Below are 20,710 nucleotides of genomic sequence, written 5' to 3'. Positions count from 1 at the left end.
TCCTTTGGCTTCCCCTGCGAACAGAGGAAGACAGGTTTGTCGATTACTCTTCGTCTAACTCGATATTCAAACCAAGTGAACGGATTTCTTTCATAATTACGTTGAAAGATTCCGGTGTACCCGGATCCATTTGCTGGTTGCCACCAACGATGTTTTTATACATCTTCGTACGGCCGTTCACGTCATCGGATTTCACAGTTAACATTTCTTGTAAGGTGTAAGCCGCACCGTATGCTTCAAGTGCCCATACCTCCATCTCACCGAAACGTTGACCACCGAATTGTGCTTTACCACCAAGTGGTTGTTGAGTAACAAGACTATAAGAACCAGTTGAACGAGCATGCATTTTGTCATCAACTAAGTGGTTCAATTTGAGCATGTACATATAACCTACAGTTACTGGACGCTCGAATTTCTCACCTGTACGGCCATCGTATAATGTGATCTGACCTGAAGTTGGTAAGCCACCAAGTTTCAACATTTCTTTGATTTCTTGCTCATCAGCACCATCAAACACTGGTGTTGCTACCGGTAAACCTTTACGTAGGTTTTCTGCTAAACGCATGATTTCGTCATCACTAAAGGTGCTTAAATCCACTTTTTGTGCGCCATGACCTAAATCGTATGCTTTTTGCATATAGCCACGAAGTTTCTCAACATCTTGTTTTTGTTTGATCATCGCATTGATTTGATCACCGATACCTTTAGCAGCTAAGCCTAAGTGGGTCTCTAAGATCTGACCGATGTTCATACGAGATGGTACACCCAGTGGGTTCAATACGATTTCAACCGGTTGACCGTTTTCATCGTATGGCATGTCTTCCACAGGGTTGATTTTTGAGATAACACCTTTGTTACCGTGACGACCCGCCATTTTATCACCCGGTTGGATGTGACGTTTCACCGCTAGGTAAACTTTAACCACTTTTAACACGCCTGGTGCTAGGTCATCGCCTTTAATGATTTTCTTACGTTTTACTTCAAGTTTGTGTTCAAACTCTTTACGTAACTCTTCATATTGCTCAGCAAGCTGTTCTAATTGGTTTTGTTTTTTTTCATCTGAAATGGTTTGTTCTAACCATTTTGTGCGATCCATTTTATCTAATTGAGCCGCATCAATACCGCCAGCGATAAGGACATTGCGCACACGAGCAAACAAGCCAGCTTCTAAGATTTCTAATTCATCAGAAAGGTCTTTCTTAGCTTGTTTTAACTGCATTTCTTCAATTTCTAATGCACGTTTGTCTTTTTCTACGCCATCACGGGTGAAGACTTGAACGTCAATTACAGTACCGCTTACGCTATTTGGTACACGTAATGAAGAGTCTTTCACATCAGATGCTTTTTCACCGAAGATTGCACGTAACAATTTTTCTTCTGGTGTTAATTGCGTTTCACCTTTAGGGGTGACTTTACCGACTAAGATGTCGCCACCTTTCACTTCAGCACCCACATAAACGATACCTGATTCATCCAATTTGCTTAATGCAGATTCACCTACGTTTGGAATATCCGCAGTGATTTCTTCAGAACCTAATTTAGTATCACGCGCCACACAAGATAATTCTTGAATGTGGATTGTCGTGAAGCGGTCTTGTTGTACAACACGCTCGGAAACTAACATTGAGTCTTCGAAGTTATAACCGTTCCAAGGCATGAACGCCACACGGATATTTTGACCTAATGCTAATTCACCTAAGTCTGTTGAAGGACCATCTGCTAACACTTCACCACGGTTAATTGGATCGCCTAAATTCACACAAGGAATTTGGTTGATACAGGTATTTTGGTTAGAACGGGTGTATTTAATTAAGTTATAAATATCAATACCCGCTTCGCCTGCTACAGTTTCGTCTTCATTTACTTTAATAACGATACGAGAAGCATCAACATATTGAACTGTACCACCACGTTTCGCTACAACCGCCACACCTGAGTCAAGTGCGATTGGTTTTTCCATACCTGTACCCACTAACGGCTTATCAGCACGTAAAGTAGGAACCGCTTGACGTTGCATGTTCGCACCCATTAAGGCACGGTTCGCATCGTCATGCTCTAAGAATGGAATTAACGCTGCTGCCACAGATACAACTTGTTGGGTTGAAACGTCCATATAGTGAATTTCTTCTGGTTTATAAAGACCTGATTCACCACGTTCACCACGTGCAGTAACGAATGCATCTGTAAAGCGATTGTTCTCATCAAGGTTTGAGTTCGCCTGTGCAATGATGTAGTTTGCTTCATCAATTGCAGATAAATATTCGATTTCTTCGGTTACTTGACCATCAACCACTTTACGATATGGTGTTTCTAAGAAACCATAATCGTTAGTACGAGCAAACGCAGAAAGTGAGTTGATCAAACCGATGTTTGGACCTTCAGGGGTTTCGATTGGACATAAACGACCATAGTGAGTGTTATGTACGTCACGCACCTCAAAGCCAGCACGTTCACGCGTTAAACCGCCTGGACCTAATGCAGAAATACGACGTTTGTGTGTTACTTCTGATAATGGGTTGTTTTGGTCCATGAATTGCGAAAGTTGTGAAGAACCAAAGAATTCTTTCACTGCCGCAGAAATTGGTTTTGGATTAATTAAGTCTTGTGGCGTGATCGCATCTAAATCGCCTAAAGATAAACGCTCTTTAACGGCTCTTTCTACACGAACTAAACCAATACGGAATTGGTTTTCTGCCATTTCACCCACAGAACGAATACGACGGTTACCCAAGTGGTCGATATCATCCACTTCACCACGACCATTACGGATATCGATGAGTTTTTTCATCACACGAATGATATCGTCGTTACTTAAAATACCTGTGCCCTCACCTTCAGGAATACCTAATGAGCGATTAAACTTCATACGACCTACTGCAGATAAATCATAACGTTCTGCAGAGAAGAATAAGTTATTGAATAATGCTTCTGAAGATTCTGGTGTAGGTGGTTCACCTGGACGCATCATACGATAGATTTCATATAATGCACTTACACGATCGTAAGTTGGATCAACACGTAATGTTTCAGAAATATACGGACCGTAATCTAAGTCATTCGTGAATAATGTTTCGATAACTTTATAGCCTGCTTGCGATAATTTCGCTAACACTTCTAAAGAAATTTCGCCATTTGCTGGGCAAATAATTTCACCTGATTCAAGATCAACGTAATCTTTCGCGGCAACTTTACCTGCGATATATTCAGTTGGCACTTCAACTTGTGTCACATTATCTTTTTCTAATGCTTTGATGTGACGAGCTGTGATACGACGACCGCGTTCTACATAGACTTTGCCATTTGCTTCAATATCAAATGTCGCCGTTTCACCACGTAAACGTTCTGGCACTAATGTCATGAGTAATTTATTGCCAGCGATCTCAAAAGTTACTTTGTCGAAGAATAAGTTTAAGATTTCTTCAACGGTGTAACCTAACGCACGTAAAATAATGGTTGCCGGTAATTTACGACGGCGGTCAATACGCGCATATAAGTTATCTTTTGGATCAAATTCAAAATCTAACCAAGAACCACGGTAAGGGATAATGCGTGCGTTATAAAGCACTTTACCTGAAGAGTGTGTTTTACCTTTGTCAGAATCAAAGAATACGCCCGGGCTACGGTGTAATTGTGAAACTATAACACGCTCAGTACCATTGATGACAAAGGTACCGTTGTCAGTCATTAATGGGATTTCACCCATATATACTTCGCTTTCTTTAATGTCTTTGACTGCGCGTGATGAAGATTCTTTATCGTAGCTAACTAAACGTAATTTTACGCGTAAACCTGCTGCATAAGTTGAACCACGAATTTGACATTCACGTACATCAAATTCTGGTTCTTCTAAACGGTAATCAACATATTGTAATTCTGTATAACCGTTATTGCTTACGATTGGAAAAACAGAACGGAATGCAGCTTCTAAGCCTTGTTGACCTTCAGGATCTTTTTGAATGAATTTATCAAAAGAATCTAATTGGATAGTTAATAAATAAGGTACATTTAAAACTTGCGGACGTTTGCCGAAGTCTTTACGAATTCGTTTTTTCTCAGTATAGGAGTAACCCATTATTGGTTTTCCTCTGTAAATTTTAGTGAGACCGAGTTGATATAAAAAAGTGCGGTCAAATTAATTGACGTTTTTTATTTATATCGGAGATTGACGCCGTTTCGGATACCGCACTCTGAACCTTACTTCTGTAGTGGGCTACTTAAATTAAAACGTCTGATTAATTTAAGTGGAAACAGATACCATTAAACGGAAAATGCCTATCTGTTTTTTTGTGCTGTTTTTGATAGCACAAAATGGCTGATGGTAAACCACCAGCCATTAAGCCTGAGAAACAGGACATAAGTGAATCAAAAATTATTTGATTTCTACTTTTGCACCAGCTTCTTCTAATTCTTTCTTAAGTGCTTCAGCTTCTTCTTTAGAAACGCCTTCTTTTAAGTTAGCTGGAGCAGATTCAACTAAGTCTTTAGCTTCTTTTAAGCCTAAACCAGTTGCACCACGTACTGCTTTGATAACTGCTACTTTGTTAGCACCAGCTTCAGCAAGAACTACGTCGAATTCAGTTTTTTCTTCTGCCGCTGCTGCTGCACCGCCAGCTGCTGGAGCTGCTGCTACTGCTGCTGCAGAAACGCCGAATTTTTCTTCCATCGCTGCGATTAATTCAACGATTTCAGTTACAGATTTAGAAGCGATCGCTTCAATGATTTGTTCGTTAGTTAATGACATAACAATCAATTCCTAAAATTAATAAAGTTAAATGAAGTAAGAAACGCTTAATGATTAAGCTGCTTCTTGTAATTTGTCGCGTAATGCCGCAAAAGTGCGAACAAGTTTGCCTGCCGCAGCTTCTTTCATTGTGCCCATTAAACGTGCAATTGCTTCTTCGTAAGTTGGTAATGTTGCTAAGAATTCAACATCTTGGATCTTACCTTCAAAGGCTGCACCTTTAATTTCAAACTTATCGTTTGCTTTAGCAAAATCTTTGAATAAACGTGCTGCTGCACCTGGGTGTTCATTAGAAAATGCGATAAGTGTTGGACCTACAAACGTATCTTGTAAGCATTCGAAATCAGTGCCTTCAACCGCACGACGTAATAAAGTATTACGAACAACGCGCATTGTTACACCAGCTTCACGAGCTGCTTTACGTAATTCAGTCATTTTATCAACAGTTACACCGCGAGAGTCCGCGATTACTGCTGAAAGTGCACCTTTGGCTGCTTCATTTACTTCGGCAACAATTGCTTGTTTGTCTTGAAGATTTAATGCCATTGGCTTTTAGCTCCTGAATACACTCCGATTTCTCGGAATTAATTTACCTCATCGAAAGAGTTATCTTTCAGACTAGGACGACTTCGGTGCCCAGAAGCAAGAAATATTCTTATTCTGTTCACCATCTACGTAGGATTATTAAGACGATTATTGCTAACCATTCCCTACGGTCTTGGACGGGGCTTGAATAGGTCAAGCACCAACCAGAAATTTTACGCTAAGCGCAATTTAGGAGCGAGATTATAGTGATTAATCTCGCTCTTGTAAAGTCTATTGTAGAAAAAATCTGCAGATTTTAACCGCACTTTCCTATTATTTTCTTACCGCAATCGCTTCGATTTCTAAGCCAACATCTTTTGGCAAGCGAGCAACTTCTACGCAAGAACGAGCAGGGAAATTAGGGTGATTATTTTCTTTAAAGAATTTCTCATACTCTGCATTTACTGCTGCAAAATCATTAAGATCTTTCACAAACACCGTGGTTTTCACAATATCACCTACTTTCAAACCAGCCTGTTCAATAATCGCTTTCACGTTTTCTAACGATTGACGTGCCTGAACTACAATATCTTTTGGCACTTCACCCGTTGCTGGATTAACCGGGATTTGACCTGATGTTAAAACTAAATTACCTAAATCTACCGCTTGAACATAGGGACCGATTGCTGCTGGGGCTTTTTCTGTGTGAATGATTTTAGTCATGATATTTTCCTTTAACATTAAGTATTCTGATTAGTCAATCTCTTTTAATACATCATCAGACAATTCTTTATGTGAACTTTCTTTTACTTTGCCATCATTTACTTTAAATTCTAAATTCTGATAGTAAGCTTCGCGGAAAGTAACATAAGGATCTTGTGCTTGATTGAGCAATTCTGTTTGGTCCAATGTTTTCGAGCGTTTATCTACGGCTTGCACACCATATTTCACCAGTGACCATGGGCCGCCTACCCAATTCCAGAAAGGATAAGTATAAGCCGCATCGACCACTGCACCGGTTAATTGACGAGGTGTTGTCGCATTATAAATTGGTAATACAATATAAGTACCTGCATCTACACCATAGGTGCCCAACGTTTCACCAAAGCTACGCTGATCATAAACCTGCAAGTCTTTGCTTGCACTGGCAAAGTCAAATAATCCACCGATACCAAAGGTAGAGTTAATCCAGAAACGGTTGAAGTGAACAAAGGCTTTTTTCGGTTCACCTTCTAATAAACGGTTCACAAAGCTCACTGGTTCATCTAAGTTATTTGCCACATTGGATAAACCTTTTGTGACCGGTGTCGGCACGTAATCACGCCAGCCTTTCGCTGCAGGTTCTAACACATAACGGTCCATGACTTTATAGTTAAAATCAAACATCGTACGGTTAAAACTTTCTAATTTATCATTGCGTTCACCATCTGCTTTTGTCGCACAACCAGTTAATACAGCTGTAGCCATTAAGCCGACCGCAAGTAAAGGTGTTTTTTTCATTCCACTTTCCTATCACAAAAAATTGTCTTTATTCTAACCAACTTGAAAGATAACTACAAAAAATTTATTGAAATCCTAATATGACTTTTCTGTTAGCTATTTTTAATCATGGTGCTCTTTAGTTTTCCCAAAATAACTTTTGTTCCCGACATAAACAAAAATGCCACCTTTCGGTAGCATTCTTTGCAATATAGATTAATTATTCAGTTGCATCTTTTAGTGGAATTTCTGCATCTGGCTCGCGAGTAATACGGTTACGTAAATCACGACGAATAATTTCAATTGTCCAGAACCAGAAGATATGTCCCACTAATTCAGAAATATGTTCATATAATGGCCATTCTGTAACAGGCGGTGTTAAACCTAATGCAGGGAAAGTGATGTAGTGCACACAAATATCTGCGATTAAACCTGCACCAATACCTTGCCAGAATTTGATTTTAGGAAAACGTTCTGCCACTAAACAGTAAGCAATAGCAAATACTAATGAGAAAGTAATATGAGTCACGCCAATCCAGTCAAAACCATGATCTGCAAAAGTGAATGCTGCTTGAGTTGGATCAATACCTAAATAATCACGTAAGAATACGTGTGGTGGGTTTAAAAACGCACGTGAACAGACTTGAAGAATTTGATCTTGACTTAAACCTGTGATGTCTACTTTACATGCAGCCGCGAAAAAATCGATTGGACTACGCGGTGGGAATGGATGCTCAGCACCCCATTTTACGAATGCAGAAATTAAACCTGCAATAATACCAACAAAAATCGCTACGCCATAACGACGACGATTAGCAGGAGTTTGTTCAAAAATACCTGACATATATTTGCTCCGAAAAAAGAAAAAAATGACCGCACTTTGTATCAAAAGTCGCGGTTCCCAGTTTGCTTTAGCAAAACTTATCTTGAATTCTCAATGACTTTGGTGAGTTAGTCAAGAACTAATTATTAAGAGTTAGAACATTTTATGGTAAGAATAAAAAATGCGGTTATTTCTAACCGCACTTTCATGTTTTTTAAATTAAAGTTTTACTGAAAGCATTGCTTCTAATTTCTCTTGGTCAACTGCAAATTTGCGAATCCCCTCTGCTAATTTCTCAACAGCCATCGCATCGCTGTTATGTTGCCAGTAGAATTCTGCTTCAGTTAATGGTTGAGGTTTCGCTTTTACTTCACCTTTGTAGTCTAGTTTACGTACAAGTGCGGTTGAATTTTCTTGTAATTCTTTAAGTAAAGCGGGTGCGATAGTTAAACGGTCACAACCTGCTAATTCAATAATTTCACCTACATTACGGAAACTTGCGCCCATCACCACGGTTTTATAACCATATTCTTTGTAGTAGTTATAAATTTTGGTTACAGAAATAACACCTGGATCTTCTGCTGGCGCATATTCTTTTTTATCAGTATTTGCTTTGTACCAGTCTAAGATACGACCGACGAATGGCGAAATTAAATAAACGCCTGCTTCAGCACAGGCACGTGCTTGCGCTTCGGAGAATAATAAGGTTAAGTTACAGTTAATGCCTTCTTTTTCAAGAATCTCTGCTGCTCGAATACCTTGCCATGTTGACGCAATTTTGATCAAGATACGATCATTTGAAATACCTGCCGCATTATAAAGTGCGATAAGTTTACGTGCTTTTTCAACGGTTGCTTGGGTATCGTAAGAAAGACGCGCATCCACTTCAGTTGAAATACGTCCTGGGACAATTTTTAAAATTTCTAAACCGATGTTTACCGCTAATTTATCTTCTGCATCAATTAATTGTTGCGCTTTATCTGCACTTTGCGCTTTGGCATAAGCAATCGCTTCATCAATTAATGGTGCATATTGTGGTAATGCTGAAGCACTTAAAATTAAAGATGGGTTTGTTGTTGCATCTTGCGGTTGGTATTTTTTAATAGCATCAATATCGCCCGTATCAGCCACGACGACGGTCATACTACGAAGTGAATCTAACTGAGTTGTCATTATATTCTCCTTGAATGGATTTGTTTGAATTCGACTGTCTTACGATAGCATAATTAGCTTTAAAAAGGTAATTCGTCCAGGAAAATATTTACGATAGGGAAAACCAATGCATTCTAAATTTATCCTCTCATACTATCACTTTTAGCAATTTTTTCGCGATTTATTAGATACAAATCACAAAACGTTATTTTTCTTTAAATAATTACCTTACAAATCTTTACAAACATAAATTTTTGAGCTAATAAGAGAAAGACCTTTTATAAAAATATCGCCTAATGACAAGGAGGCTCAAATGCAACACAAACTACTTTTCTCTGCCATTGCGCTTGCTCTTTCCTATTCTGCTCAAGCAGTTATAGTGCCTGAAGGAACGCAATTAGATGAAAAACAACATATCGTGATCAATAATGGGGCTGAACCACAAAGTTTTGACCCGCAAAAAACCGAAGGTGTACCTGAATCTAACGTTGCTTATCAATTACTTGAAGGCCTCGTCACCTCAGACTCTGAAGGTAAACTTCAACCGGGTGTAGCTGAAAGCTGGGAAAACACGCCGGACTTCAAAACGTGGACATTCCATTTACGTAAAGATGCCAAATGGTCAAATGGTGATCCTGTTACCGCGCACGATTTCGTGTTTGCTTGGCGCCGTTTAGTGGATCCTGCAACAGCAGCCCCTTATGCAAGTTACTTAAGTTATTTACAAGTAGAAAATGCGCAAGACATCATTGACGGTAAGAAAAAACCGGCTGAATTAGGTGTTGAAGCAAAAGATGATTACACCTTTGTGGTTCATGCAACCAATCCTGTGCCTTATGCAGTCAGTTTAACGACTCACCAATCCTTATTGCCATTACCACAAAAAGTGGTCGAAAAATTGGGTGATGCATGGGTGAAAAAAGAAAACTACGTGGGTAATGGTGCCTATAAACTGACTAACCACATCATTAACGAAAAAATTGAATTTGAACGCAACCCACTTTATTGGAACGATAAAGAAACCGTAATCAATAGCGCTACATTCCTCGCTATTGAGAACCCAAGCACCGATGTAGCGCGTTATCGTGCAGGTGATTTAGACATGACCAATTATGGTTTACCGCCAGAACAATTCGCTAAATTACAAAAAGAATTGCCAGGCGAAGTATACATTACTCGTACCCTAGCAACTTATTCTTATGAGTTAAACAATAAGAAAGCACCTTTTGATAACGTGAATATTCGCAAAGCCTTGAACTTATCCCTTGATCGTAATGTGATCACCGATAAAGTATTGGGCCAAGGTCAAACACCAACCTATGTGTTTACCCCAACTTACATCGAAGAAGGTCACCTCATTCAACAACCTGCTTATTCAAAAGAACCGATGGCACAACGTAATGAAGAAGCCATTAAACTCTTAGAAGAAGCCGGTTACAGCAAAGCGAATCCGTTGAAATTCACCATTCTTTACAATACTAATGAAAACCACAAAAAAGTGGCCATTGCTGCAGCATCTATGTGGAAAGCTAACACCAAAGGTTTAATTGATGTGAAATTAGAAAACCAAGAGTGGAAAACCTACATTGATAGCCGTCGTGCAGGCCGTTACGATGCAGCGCGTGCAGGATGGAATGCGGATTACAACCAAGCCACAACATTCGGCAACTATTTCTTATCCAATTCGAGTAACAATACCGCAAAATATGCGAACCCAGAATATGATAAAGCCATTGCTGAATCTTATGTCGCAACGGATGCGGAAGGTCGTGCAAAAGCCTACGCGAAAGCCGAAGAAATTCTTGCAAAAGATTTCGGTATCGTACCAATCTTTAACTATGTGAATCCACGCTTAGTGAAACCTTATGTAAAAGGCTATTCAGGCAAAGATCCACAAGATCACATTTACTTACGCAACCTTTATATTATTAAACATTAATTCGTTGCTCGTATTTAAGTGCGGTTAAAAATTATCGTATTTTTTGACCGCACTTTTCGCCCATTTTGGTTGGAGTTATTATGCTCAAATTTATTTTTAAACGGCTGTTGGAGGCCTTACCAACGCTGTTTATTTTGATTACTTTTTCCTTCTTTCTGATGCGTCTCGCCCCTGGTAGCCCGTTCACATCGGAACGTGCTTATCCACCAGAAGTCATGGCTAATATCGAAGCGAAGTATCATTTAAATGAACCATTACATAAACAATATTTCCTTTATTTGGAAAACCTTTCCAAAGGCGATTTTGGCCCCTCTTTCAAATATAAAGATCAATCGGTCAATGATTTAATCGCATCAGCCTTCCCTGTTTCCTTAAAATTAGGGATGGTCGCTTTCGCCTTTGCAGTGGTATTAGGTGTCACAGCGGGTACGCTTGCCGCACTCAATCAAAATAGCCGTTGGGATTATATTTTGATGAGTTTCTCAATGCTTGGCGTAATTATGCCAAGTTTCGTCTTCGCACCAGTCTTAGTGCTGATTTTCGCCATTTATTTGGGGTGGTTACCCGCTGGCGGTTGGAATGGCGGTTCAGCAATGTACATTATTTTACCCGTAGCATCCTTAACTATCGCTTATGTTGCAGGGATTGCGCGTATCATGCGCGGCTCCATGATTGAAGTGTTGCACTCCAACTTTATTCGGACCGCCAAAGCTAAAGGACTTTCCACATCGAGAATCATTTTAAAACATGCTTTGCGCCCTGCCCTTTTACCGGTGATTACCTATTTAGGTCCTGCTTTCGTGGGGATTATTACCGGCTCAATGGTGATCGAAAGCGTATTTGGTTTACCTGGCATGGGGTTATTATTTGTAAACGGCGCATTGAACCGCGATTATTCATTAGTTTTGAGCCTCACTATCTTAGTTGGCACATTAACCATTTTATTTAATGCGATTGTGGATATTTTATACGCCATCATCGATCCAAAAATTCGTTATTAAGGATAAGTTATGACAGATTATCGTACTCAGCCGATTAATCAGAAAAATGCGGATTTTGTGGAACACGTGGCTGACCGTATTGAAGAAATGCAACTAGAAGGCCGCAGTCTATGGCAAGATGCGAAACGCCGTTTTTTCCGCAACAAAGCGGCCGTTGCCAGTCTGATTATTCTAGCGTTTATTATTGTATTTATTACCGTAGCGCCTTGGTTCTTCCCCTTTACCTATGAAGATACCGATTGGAATATGATGAGCGCTGCACCAACAATGGAAGGCTATCACTTCTTCGGTACCGATGCCTCGGGTCGAGACTTGTTGGTACGCACCGCTATCGGTGGGCGTATTTCCTTATTGGTCGGTATTGCGGGTGCTTTCATTTCCGTCACTATCGGCACGATTTATGGCGCAATTTCAGGCTACGTAGGCGGTAAAACAGATATGTTGATGATGCGCTTTTTAGAGATTCTCAGCTCATTTCCATTTATGTTTTTCGTAATTTTGCTGGTGACCCTTTTTGGCCAAAATATTTTCTTAATTTTTATCGCTATCGGTGCCATTGCTTGGCTTGGTCTTGCCCGTATTGTACGCGGACAAACCCTCAGCCTAAAAAATAAAGAATTCGTCGAAGCCGCCATCGTTTGTGGCGTACCTCGTCGCCAAATCATTTTGAAACACATCATTCCGAATGTATTAGGCTTAGTAGCAGTTTACGCCTCGCTTGAAGTACCTGGACTCATTCTATTTGAATCATTCTTAAGCTTCTTAGGATTAGGAACTCAAGAACCGATGAGTAGCTGGGGTGCACTCTTAAGTGATGGTGCTGCGCAAATGGAAGTCTCGCCTTGGCTATTAATTTTCCCGGCATTTTTCCTTTGCCTTACCCTATTTTGTTTTAACTTTATCGGTGACGGGTTGCGTGATGCACTCGATCCGAAAGATAGATAGGAGCGAATAATGAATCCTTTATTAGATGTAAAAAATCTCTACGTTCGCTTCAAAACACCAGATGGCGTCGTCACAGCAGTCAATGACTTAAACTTCACGCTGAATGCAGGAAGCACGCTCGGTATTGTAGGTGAAAGTGGTTCAGGCAAGTCACAAACGGCCTTTGCTTTAATGGGTTTATTGGCAGCCAACGGTGAAGTGGAAGGTTCAGCCATTTTTGAAGGTAAAGAACTAGTTAATTTACCGAATGCTGAATTGAATAAAATCCGCGCTGAGCAAATTTCCATGATTTTCCAAGATCCCATGACATCACTCAACCCATACATGAAAATCGGTGAACAACTCATGGAAGTGCTGCAATTGCACAAAGGTTATGATAAACAAACTGCCTTTGCCGAATCCGTGAAAATGTTAGATGCAGTTAAAATGCCGGAAGCCAAAAAACGTATGGGCATGTATCCGCACGAATTTTCAGGCGGTATGCGTCAACGGGTGATGATTGCGATGGCCTTACTATGTCGCCCGAAATTACTCATTGCAGATGAACCAACCACTGCTTTAGACGTGACGGTTCAAGCACAAATCATGACCTTATTAAATGAGTTAAAACGTGAATTTAATACTGCGATTATTATGATTACCCATGATCTTGGTGTAGTGGCTGGTATCTGCGATCAAGTCATGGTGATGTATGCAGGGCGAACCATGGAATACGGCACAGCGGAACAAATTTTCTATCATCCGACTCATCCTTATTCCATTGGCTTAATGGATGCAATTCCACGCTTAGATGGCAATGAAGAACACTTAGTGACCATTCCAGGCAATCCACCGAATCTGTTGCATTTGCCAAAAGGTTGCCCATTCTCACCACGTTGCCAATTTGCTACCGAACAATGCCAAACTGCGCCAAAACTGATTACATTTAATCACGGTCAATTACGTAATTGTTGGTTACCCGCGGAGAAATTTAACCTATGACAGTCTCAAACAACAAAGAATTACTCCTTGAAGTCAATCACTTAGGCGTCAGTTTTAAAATTAAAAATGATAAATCCCTTTTCTTCGCCAAACCGCAAACCTTAAAAGCGGTGAAGGATGTCTCTTTTAAACTTTACGCAGGTGAAACCCTCGGCGTAGTAGGTGAATCCGGTTGCGGTAAATCCACGCTTGCACGCGCTATTATCGGTTTAGTCGAAGCGAGTGAAGGGGAAATTTTGTGGCTTGGCAAAAATTTGCGAAAACAATCAGCGAAACAATGGAAAGAAACGCGTAAAGACATTCAAATGATTTTCCAAGACCCGCTTGCCTCTCTCAATCCGCGAATGAATATTGGTGAAATCATTGCCGAGCCATTAAAAATCTACCAACCACACTTAAGTGCCGCTGAAGTGAAAGAAAAAGTGCAAGCGATGATGTTAAAAGTCGGGCTTTTACCCAACTTGATTAACCGCTATCCACATGAGTTTTCGGGTGGCCAATGTCAGCGTATCGGTATCGCTCGCGCGTTAATCATTGAGCCAAAAATGATCATTTGTGATGAGCCTGTTTCTGCTCTGGATGTGTCAATTCAGGCTCAAGTGGTGAATTTATTGAAATCCCTGCAAAAAGAAATGGGGCTTTCCTTAATTTTCATTGCTCATGATTTGGCGGTGGTAAAACACATTTCTGACCGCGTGTTAGTGATGTATTTAGGCAATGCCATGGAATTAGGCAGTGATGAGGAGGTATATAACAATACCAAACATCCTTATACCAAAGCCTTAATGTCTGCAGTTCCAATTCCCGATCCAAAATTGGAACGCAATAAGTCCATCGAATTACTTGAAGGTGAGCTGCCTTCGCCAATTAATCCACCGTCTGGGTGCGTGTTCCGAACTCGCTGCCTGAAAGCTGATGAAAATTGTGCGAAACAAAAACCACCTTTAACTAGCCAAAACAACAGCCATTTTGTGGCTTGTTTGAAAGTCTTATAAAACAAAAAGTGCGGTCAAAATTCACCGCACTTTTTACTTTTACAATCCTAACATTTCTTCGATTACTTTAGCCAAATCATCTATCATCGCATAACGTTTACGATACATAGAACGTTTCTTACTCGGCACATCATCAAGGTTTCTATCTATTTCTAAAGGCAATTCCCAATAATCTTTCAACTGTCCACCTGATTCAGCAAAAATCGCATCATAATCTACAACATAATGAGAACTTTGAATAAAACGTGATTTATTTTGATATTTTTGTGGAATGCCCAATAACGTCTTAAAACCCAACGCTTTCGTCAATGCTTTCATCGTTTCCACCATCAAATAAGCAGGACGTAAACCATAGCACGTTTTTGTGAGTTGCTTCACCATCTCTTTAGAACCTCCAAAATTGGGCCCCTGCACAACAGAAATAAGCAATGCCTCGCCAAGTTTAGCAAAAGTAAGCAAATACACTAATTCATTACGTGGTTTATGCCATAACTCCAGAACCCAATAACCTTCCATCGGTTGGTGCGTGGTCATCGACAATGTCATCTCAAAATCAGGAATTACCTCACCAAAACTTAATGGCGTTTTATAAATGGGTGCTGAAAGTGCAGTAAATTTTTCAGGTAAAAAAAGTAGATTGTCGCAGATGGCTTGGAAACGCTGTTTACTATTAAAACGTTTATCTAAAAAACGATAAACTAACGGATAACTATAATCTGCATGTTCATTTAATAACGTCACAAGAAAAGGATGCTGGTTAATAAATTGCTCAAATTGAGCAATTAATCCACGGTGTAAAAAAGCGCGAAGACGATAACGTAGGCGCTTAAGCGCATAAGAACGCCCAGGTCTATCGGGATAAACGGCTTCCGCTTTTGGCCAGCAATATTGATTTTCTTGAGATTCCATAGTTATTAATATAATTAAAGAGGCTTTAAATCACACAAAGCGCGCATTCTCTCATAATTTCAGCAATTTTTCTATTTGTGATATGCTAGGGTCAATTGATGAAAGGAACTATTATGTCTGAAATTAAACTAAATTATCATAAAACGCATTTTCTTACGAGCGCCCCCAATATTCGTTCCATTCCAGAGGATACAGGAATTGAAATTGCTTTTGCTGGGCGTTCAAATGCAGGAAAATCGACCGCACTTAATGCATTAACCAATCAAAAAAGCTTAGCTCGAACCTCTAAAACACCAGGTCGAACACAGCTCATCAATCTTTTTGAGGTGGAGCCGAATTGTAAACTAGTGGATTTACCTGGCTATGGCTATGCTGCCGTTCCTGAGAAAATGAAAATCGAGTGGCAAAAATCCCTCGGGGAATATTTGCAAAAACGGGAATGTTTAGGCGGGCTTGTTGTTTTAATGGATATTCGCCATCCTTTAAAAGATCTCGATCAACAAATGATCGAATGGGCTGTTTCTGCTGATTTACCGGTTATGTTACTTTTAACCAAGGCGGATAAACTCAGTCAAAGTGCGCGTAGCAAACAAGTCAAAATGGTACGTGAAGCGATTTTACCCTTCCAAGGTGATATTCAAGTCGAGGCCTTTTCTGCACAAAATAAAATTGGTATTGATAAATTAGCGGCTAAATTAGATAGTTGGTTTGCACCACTTTTCGTGTAGTTTTTTATCAAGAAAAAATGATTTCTGCGATCAAGATCGCAAAAAAAGCACAGGATGTATGATTTCATTCTGTGCTTTTTTTATAGTGCGAAAATCTGATTATTTTTGACCGCACTTTAAGGAATCTGAATGTCTCTTGCTATTGTTTACAGCCGTGCATCAATGGGTGTACAAGCCCCTCTTGTTACGATTGAAGTACATTTAAGTAACGGGAAGCCTGGATTTACCTTAGTTGGTCTACCTGAAAAAACAGTAAAAGAAGCGCAAGATCGTGTCAGAAGTGCATTAATGAATGCGCAGTTCAAATATCCTGCCAAACGCATCACCGTAAATCTTGCACCGGCTGATTTACCAAAAGAAGGGGGACGATTTGATTTACCCATTGCAATCGGTATTTTAGCTGCATCAGATCAACTTGATGGCAGTCGTTTAAAACAGTTTGAATTCGTTGGCGAGCTCGCATTAACGGGTGAATTACGTGGCGTACACGGCGTGATTCCCGCCATTTTAGCGGCACAAAAAGCGAAACGAGCCCCCATTATCGCTTATCAAAATGCCAATGAAGCTTCACTTGTCTCAGAGCAAGAGACTTATTTCGCTAAAAATCTTTTGGAAGTCGTGCAATTCTTAAATAATCAAGAAAAATTACCTTTGGCCTCATTACTCGCACAAGAAAGTGCGGTCGGATTTTCAGCTAAAAATCACTTAGATTTGACCGATATTATTGGTCAGCAACATGCTAAACGAGCTCTAACGATAGCGGCAGCTGGTCAGCACAACCTACTCTTTTTAGGCCCACCAGGGACGGGTAAAACCATGTTGGCAAGTCGTCTCACTGCATTGCTCCCTGAAATGACCGATTTAGAAGCCATTGAAACCGCGTCGGTTACGAGTTTAGTACAAAATGAATTAAATTTTCATAACTGGAAACAACGTCCGTTTCGAGCGCCACATCATAGTGCTTCTTTGCCAGCCCTAGTGGGTGGAGGAACCATTCCCAAACCAGGCGAAATATCGCTCGCACACAATGGTGTACTTTTCCTTGATGAGCTACCTGAATTTGAGCGTAAAGTACTGGATGCTCTACGACAACCCTTAGAAAGTGGAGAAATTATTATTTCACGTGCCAATGCAAAAATCCAATTTCCCGCTCGCTTTCAATTAGTTGCAGCGATGAATCCAAGTCCAACAGGGCATTATACTGGAACACATAATCGCACCTCGCCGCAGCAAGTGATGCGTTATTTAAATCGCCTTTCAGGGCCGTTTTTAGATCGTTTTGATTTATCTATTGAAGTGCCCCTCCTGCCACAAGGTAGCTTACAGAATACGGGGGATAGAGGCGAAACCAGCCAACAAGTACAAGAAAAAGTGTTAAAAGTGAGAGAAATTCAACTTGCTCGAGCCGGTAAAATCAATGCGTATCTTTCAAGCAAAGAAATTGAACGGGACTGTAAATTACAAGATAAAGATGCATTATTCCTTGAGAAGGCACTGAATAAGCTTGGACTTTCAGTAAGAGCCTATCATCGGATTTTAAAAGTCTCACGCACGATTGCTGATTTAAATGGCGAAAAAGAAATACAACAACCTCATTTAGCAGAAGCGCTAGGATATAGGGCGATGGATCGGTTGTTACAAAAATTATCTGCTGCTTAAAAAATAAAAGGGCGAATGATTCGCCCTTTTTCGTCTTCGATTCTTAATAATAAGAATGTTCACCACGTTGGTGTTCTGTTACGTCTCGTGCACCTTTTAATTCATTTGGGAAGAGCGAAACTAACTGTTTCTCTACACCATCTTTTAAGGTGACATCAACCATTGAGCAACCATTACAACCACCACCGAATTGTAGAACTGCATAACCGTCATCGGTAATTTCAATTAACGTGATTTTACCTCCATGACTGGCTAATTGTGGGTTAATTTGTGTTTGGATCACGTACTCTACGCGCTCAATTAAAGGCGCATCATCTGCAACTTTACGCATTTTTGCGTTAGGTGCTTTTAAAGTCAGTTGAGCACCGAGCTCTTCTGTTACGTAATCAATTTCCGCATCTTCTAAAAACGGTAAGCTGATTTCATCCACAAATGCTGAAAAAGTATCGTATTTCATTTCAGTATCAGTCGCTTCAACTGAATTTGGCGGACAGTAAGACACGCCACATTCAGCTCCAGGGGTACCAGGGTTCACGACAAAAATACGAATATTTGTACCTTCTTCTTGTGTATCTAAAAGTTTCCGAAAATGTGCTTGTGCAGCATCTGAAATAAAAATTTGTTCCATAAATAAAATCCTAATACTTGATGCAATATATCAAGAATGATACTCCTATGCGGCAATTTTTTCTACATTTATTCCTATTTTTATAGATATAGATAAATCCTATCTTTAAAAATTTAAGCTCTCGCTAAGCCCCATACTTGTATTTCTTTTACACCTAATTTTCGAAGTTGTTTGGCTATCTCTGCCAACGTTGAACCAGTTGTAATCACATCATCTACCAATGCAACGCGTTCATAAGGAAAAGGCTTTTGGGTATTCACTGTAAAAGCATTTTTAAGATTGTGTCGTCGATCTTTCGCGGTTAAACCTCGCTGAGTGTGGGTATGTTTAATCCGTTTCACCACATGATGACAGTTAGGCACATCGCACCAACGACTTAACCAATTAGCCAATAAATCAGCCTGATTATAACCCCGATGCCATTGCCGAAAATGATATAGCGGTACGGGAATAATCGCCTGTGGCAGAGAGAGCCCATGTGTTCGTCTTGCCTCTCGCACTGCAAGATAAAGCAAACGCGATAAGCTACGATCTAACCAGAACTGTTTTTGGAATTTAAAACGATGAATAAGTGAAGAAAGCGGTTCGAGGTAATGCCCAATGATCACAATGCGATCCCAAGCAGGTTCATTTTTCAAACAATGTCCACAGCCCATTGCATAATGCTGCAAGGGTGAACCACATCGACCACAATAAGGGAAAGTTTTAATTTGCTTCTGACATCGACTACACAACCCGTTTCGACCAAGATGAATAGATCGCTTGCAATACACACAGCTAAACTGAAAAAAATGGGAAAACATAAAAGAAATTGACCGCACTTTATTTTTTCGCTTTTTCAACTTGCTTAAAATGCTTTTCTTTCTTAGCCATTTCCATTCTTTCACCTTGTTTCAAAATATGAGGTGTCACAAAAATCACAAGCTCTCGTTTTTGATGACGTTCACTTTCCTTACTAAACAAGCGCTTAATACCTGGAATATCGCCCAATAATGGCACTTTATCGACACCTTTCGTGATGGTATCGTGGAATACACCACCCAATACAATTGTTTCCCCATCTTTGGCAAAAACTTGCGTATTAATTTCTTGTTTATCAATGGATACCACTTCATTTTGCCCATAAGCCACACGATTCCCTGGAGAATTTTGACTCACTAATAAATCCAATAAAATATTATTATCCTTCGAAATATGCGGTGTGACTTCCAATCCTAAGACAGCCTCGCGAAACTCTACTGATTGGGTGTCATTTTTCCCATTTGTCACCACATAAGGAATTTCTGTCCCTTGTTTGATGCTTGCACTTTTCTTATTGGTCGTGAGTAAACGAGGGCTTGCAATAATTTCTACGTTATTTTCACGTTCAAGTGCCGTCAATTCTAAGTCCAGTAATCGACCATTAATTTTGGCTACTTGAAGTGCTAATGACCCGGCTGGTGTCACCGTTGTCGCAAAATTCACGTTTAAATTATTACTGATATTACTAAAGCCATTCGCATCTAAGCTGCCACCCACTCGATGGACTGCCTCAGTAGGATTAAAAATACCCCAACGCACACCTAATTCTTTTAGGCTTTCATCGGTAATCGTCACAATACGTGCTTCAATCACGATTTGCTCAATGGGTTTATCCAACTCTGCGATTAATTTTTTGATATTTTTGACAGAACGTGCATCATCCTGAATCAGTAATACATTGCTTCGGTCATCAAATGTAATTGTACCGCTAGGTGAAAGCAAAGAACCGCTCCCTGTTGTTAAAGATTTCATCACATCAGAGGCCTTGGCAAAATGCAGTTTAACCGTTGTACTCACCAGTGGTGTTTCACTAGGCAAACTTTCTCCACTAATCGCCATAGGTTCTGTCATTTTCTCTGCATATTGTTCATGTTGAGAAGGCTTACCCAAATAATAAATTTCATTTTCTTGATAAAAAGAGAGCCCTTTGATCTTGGCAACAGAACGCAATAAACGATCAAAATCCACGTTATCTAATTGCAATGAAAGCGTTCCTTCTAGCTCATCATCAATCATTAAATTGGTATTTTGCTCAAGGGCAAGTTGCTGGAGTGTTGCCACCATTGGTGCCTGTTTTAAGCGAAGTGAAAAGACGCGATTTTCTGCTGCTGAGTAAGTTGTCCATAGGATCAAAAAACACATTAAAAACTGACCGCACTTTGTTTTTATTTTCTGCTTTACCAT

General features: G+C 40.0%; 18 protein-coding genes. 7 read left to right on the top strand and 11 right to left on the bottom strand.

Translation table 11 applies throughout. The annotated features are described in order from the left end of the window. Positions 1-43: 43 nt before the first annotated feature. From rpoB to tal, 7 genes are all read right to left on the bottom strand, one after another. On the bottom strand, positions 44-4,072 hold the full coding sequence (gene rpoB / locus AC979_RS08685; RefSeq protein ID WP_049373855.1) for a DNA-directed RNA polymerase subunit beta: 4,029 nt from the start codon (positions 4,070-4,072) through the stop codon (positions 44-46). Positions 4,073-4,369: 297 nt separating this feature from the next. Continuing rightward, a complete protein-coding gene (gene rplL / locus AC979_RS08680; RefSeq protein ID WP_005697375.1) occupies positions 4,370-4,741 on the bottom strand; it encodes a 50S ribosomal protein L7/L12 in 372 nt (123 codons plus the stop codon). Positions 4,742-4,795: 54 nt separating this feature from the next. Beyond that, entirely contained in the window at positions 4,796-5,287 is a 492-nt protein-coding gene (gene rplJ, locus AC979_RS08675) for a 50S ribosomal protein L10 (RefSeq protein WP_005694693.1), read from the bottom strand. Positions 5,288-5,599: 312 nt separating this feature from the next. Continuing rightward, positions 5,600-5,989, bottom strand: a complete 390-nt coding sequence (locus AC979_RS08670) for a RidA family protein (RefSeq protein ID WP_049373854.1) — start codon at positions 5,987-5,989, stop codon at positions 5,600-5,602. A gap of 30 nt (positions 5,990-6,019) precedes the next feature. Then, positions 6,020-6,766: an MlaA family lipoprotein gene (locus AC979_RS08665; RefSeq protein ID WP_049373853.1), complete on the bottom strand. Its 747-nt coding sequence runs from the start codon at positions 6,764-6,766 to the stop codon at positions 6,020-6,022. A gap of 199 nt (positions 6,767-6,965) precedes the next feature. Beyond that, entirely contained in the window at positions 6,966-7,589 is a 624-nt protein-coding gene (locus AC979_RS08660) for a YagU family protein (RefSeq protein WP_049373852.1), read from the bottom strand. 198 nt (positions 7,590-7,787) lie between these two features. After that, on the bottom strand, positions 7,788-8,741 hold the full coding sequence (tal, locus tag AC979_RS08655; RefSeq protein ID WP_049373851.1) for a transaldolase: 954 nt from the start codon (positions 8,739-8,741) through the stop codon (positions 7,788-7,790). Between the two features lie 292 nt (positions 8,742-9,033). Here tal and AC979_RS08650 point away from each other — a divergent pair, with 292 nt between their 5' ends. The 5 genes from AC979_RS08650 (at position 9,034) to oppF (ending at position 14,581) form a co-directional block, all read left to right on the top strand. Continuing rightward, positions 9,034-10,659 carry an ABC transporter substrate-binding protein gene (locus AC979_RS08650; protein ID WP_049373850.1) on the top strand — a complete coding sequence of 542 codons (1,626 nt, stop codon included), beginning with the start codon at positions 9,034-9,036 and terminating at the stop codon, positions 10,657-10,659. Positions 10,660-10,739: 80 nt separating this feature from the next. Beyond that, positions 10,740-11,660, top strand: coding sequence for an oligopeptide ABC transporter permease OppB (gene oppB / locus AC979_RS08645; protein WP_005700169.1), 921 nt, complete (start codon positions 10,740-10,742; stop codon positions 11,658-11,660). Between the two features lie 9 nt (positions 11,661-11,669). Beyond that, positions 11,670-12,605 (top strand): oligopeptide ABC transporter permease OppC, encoded by a 936-nt coding sequence (oppC, locus tag AC979_RS08640; protein ID WP_049373849.1) that lies wholly within the window; start codon positions 11,670-11,672, stop codon positions 12,603-12,605. Between the two features lie 9 nt (positions 12,606-12,614). Then, a complete protein-coding gene (locus AC979_RS08635; protein ID WP_049373848.1) occupies positions 12,615-13,586 on the top strand; it encodes an ABC transporter ATP-binding protein in 972 nt (323 codons plus the stop codon). Continuing rightward, positions 13,583-14,581, top strand: a complete 999-nt coding sequence (oppF, locus tag AC979_RS08630; protein WP_049373847.1) for a murein tripeptide/oligopeptide ABC transporter ATP binding protein OppF — start codon at positions 13,583-13,585, stop codon at positions 14,579-14,581. Before AC979_RS08635 ends, oppF begins: the two co-directional genes overlap by 4 nt. 39 nt (positions 14,582-14,620) lie before the next feature. Here the strand turns inward: oppF and AC979_RS08625 are convergent, their stop codons facing one another. Beyond that, positions 14,621-15,490 carry a VirK/YbjX family protein gene (locus AC979_RS08625; protein ID WP_049373846.1) on the bottom strand — a complete coding sequence of 290 codons (870 nt, stop codon included), beginning with the start codon at positions 15,488-15,490 and terminating at the stop codon, positions 14,621-14,623. Positions 15,491-15,603: 113 nt separating this feature from the next. Between AC979_RS08625 and yihA the strand changes: the two genes are divergently transcribed. Continuing rightward, positions 15,604-16,218 carry a ribosome biogenesis GTP-binding protein YihA/YsxC gene (gene yihA / locus AC979_RS08620; protein WP_014064661.1) on the top strand — a complete coding sequence of 205 codons (615 nt, stop codon included), beginning with the start codon at positions 15,604-15,606 and terminating at the stop codon, positions 16,216-16,218. Between the two features lie 129 nt (positions 16,219-16,347). Beyond that, entirely contained in the window at positions 16,348-17,877 is a 1,530-nt protein-coding gene (locus AC979_RS08615) for a YifB family Mg chelatase-like AAA ATPase (protein WP_049373845.1), read from the top strand. Between the two features lie 43 nt (positions 17,878-17,920). Here the strand turns inward: AC979_RS08615 and nfuA are convergent, their stop codons facing one another. The 3 genes from nfuA to AC979_RS08600 form a co-directional block, all read right to left on the bottom strand. Further along, the gene (nfuA, locus tag AC979_RS08610; protein ID WP_005694707.1) at positions 17,921-18,505 is read right to left on the bottom strand and encodes a Fe-S biogenesis protein NfuA; all 585 of its coding nucleotides are present in this window, start codon (positions 18,503-18,505) and stop codon (positions 17,921-17,923) included. A 113-nt stretch (positions 18,506-18,618) separates the two neighbouring features. Continuing rightward, complete coding sequence (locus tag AC979_RS08605; protein ID WP_049373844.1) at positions 18,619-19,308, bottom strand: ComF family protein; 690 nt, start codon at positions 19,306-19,308, stop codon at positions 18,619-18,621. Between the two features lie 19 nt (positions 19,309-19,327). Continuing rightward, positions 19,328-20,710 carry a type IV pilus secretin PilQ gene (locus AC979_RS08600; protein ID WP_049373843.1) on the bottom strand — a complete coding sequence of 461 codons (1,383 nt, stop codon included), beginning with the start codon at positions 20,708-20,710 and terminating at the stop codon, positions 19,328-19,330.

The sequence above is a fragment of the Parahaemophilus parainfluenzae genome (genome assembly GCF_001053575.1).
GTDB classification, from domain to species: domain Bacteria; phylum Pseudomonadota; class Gammaproteobacteria; order Enterobacterales; family Pasteurellaceae; genus Haemophilus_D; species Haemophilus_D parainfluenzae_S.
The sequence above is the reverse complement of the archived record's forward strand: the minus strand, read 5'-3'. Positions and strand labels throughout refer to the sequence as shown.

What these genes read in the sequence shown, in the direction of transcription:
- nfuA (WP_005694707.1), bottom strand. Translation starts at nt 18,505, where the DNA reads ATGGAACAAATTTTTATTTCAGATGCTGCACAAGCACATTTTCGGAAA.
- AC979_RS08650 (WP_049373850.1), top strand. Translation starts at nt 9,034, where the DNA reads ATGCAACACAAACTACTTTTCTCTGCCATTGCGCTTGCTCTTTCCTAT.
- AC979_RS08600 (WP_049373843.1), bottom strand. Translation starts at nt 20,710, where the DNA reads ATGGTAAAGCAGAAAATAAAAACAAAGTGCGGTCAGTTTTTAATGTGT.
- AC979_RS08635 (WP_049373848.1), top strand. Translation starts at nt 12,615, where the DNA reads ATGAATCCTTTATTAGATGTAAAAAATCTCTACGTTCGCTTCAAAACA.
- rplJ (WP_005694693.1), bottom strand. Translation starts at nt 5,287, where the DNA reads ATGGCATTAAATCTTCAAGACAAACAAGCAATTGTTGCCGAAGTAAAT.
- AC979_RS08605 (WP_049373844.1), bottom strand. Translation starts at nt 19,308, where the DNA reads ATGTTTTCCCATTTTTTTCAGTTTAGCTGTGTGTATTGCAAGCGATCT.
- AC979_RS08670 (WP_049373854.1), bottom strand. Translation starts at nt 5,989, where the DNA reads ATGACTAAAATCATTCACACAGAAAAAGCCCCAGCAGCAATCGGTCCC.
- oppC (WP_049373849.1), top strand. Translation starts at nt 11,670, where the DNA reads ATGACAGATTATCGTACTCAGCCGATTAATCAGAAAAATGCGGATTTT.
- AC979_RS08665 (WP_049373853.1), bottom strand. Translation starts at nt 6,766, where the DNA reads ATGAAAAAAACACCTTTACTTGCGGTCGGCTTAATGGCTACAGCTGTA.
- AC979_RS08625 (WP_049373846.1), bottom strand. Translation starts at nt 15,490, where the DNA reads ATGGAATCTCAAGAAAATCAATATTGCTGGCCAAAAGCGGAAGCCGTT.
- oppF (WP_049373847.1), top strand. Translation starts at nt 13,583, where the DNA reads ATGACAGTCTCAAACAACAAAGAATTACTCCTTGAAGTCAATCACTTA.
- rplL (WP_005697375.1), bottom strand. Translation starts at nt 4,741, where the DNA reads ATGTCATTAACTAACGAACAAATCATTGAAGCGATCGCTTCTAAATCT.
- rpoB (WP_049373855.1), bottom strand. Translation starts at nt 4,072, where the DNA reads ATGGGTTACTCCTATACTGAGAAAAAACGAATTCGTAAAGACTTCGGC.
- tal (WP_049373851.1), bottom strand. Translation starts at nt 8,741, where the DNA reads ATGACAACTCAGTTAGATTCACTTCGTAGTATGACCGTCGTCGTGGCT.
- AC979_RS08615 (WP_049373845.1), top strand. Translation starts at nt 16,348, where the DNA reads ATGTCTCTTGCTATTGTTTACAGCCGTGCATCAATGGGTGTACAAGCC.
- yihA (WP_014064661.1), top strand. Translation starts at nt 15,604, where the DNA reads ATGTCTGAAATTAAACTAAATTATCATAAAACGCATTTTCTTACGAGC.
- AC979_RS08660 (WP_049373852.1), bottom strand. Translation starts at nt 7,589, where the DNA reads ATGTCAGGTATTTTTGAACAAACTCCTGCTAATCGTCGTCGTTATGGC.
- oppB (WP_005700169.1), top strand. Translation starts at nt 10,740, where the DNA reads ATGCTCAAATTTATTTTTAAACGGCTGTTGGAGGCCTTACCAACGCTG.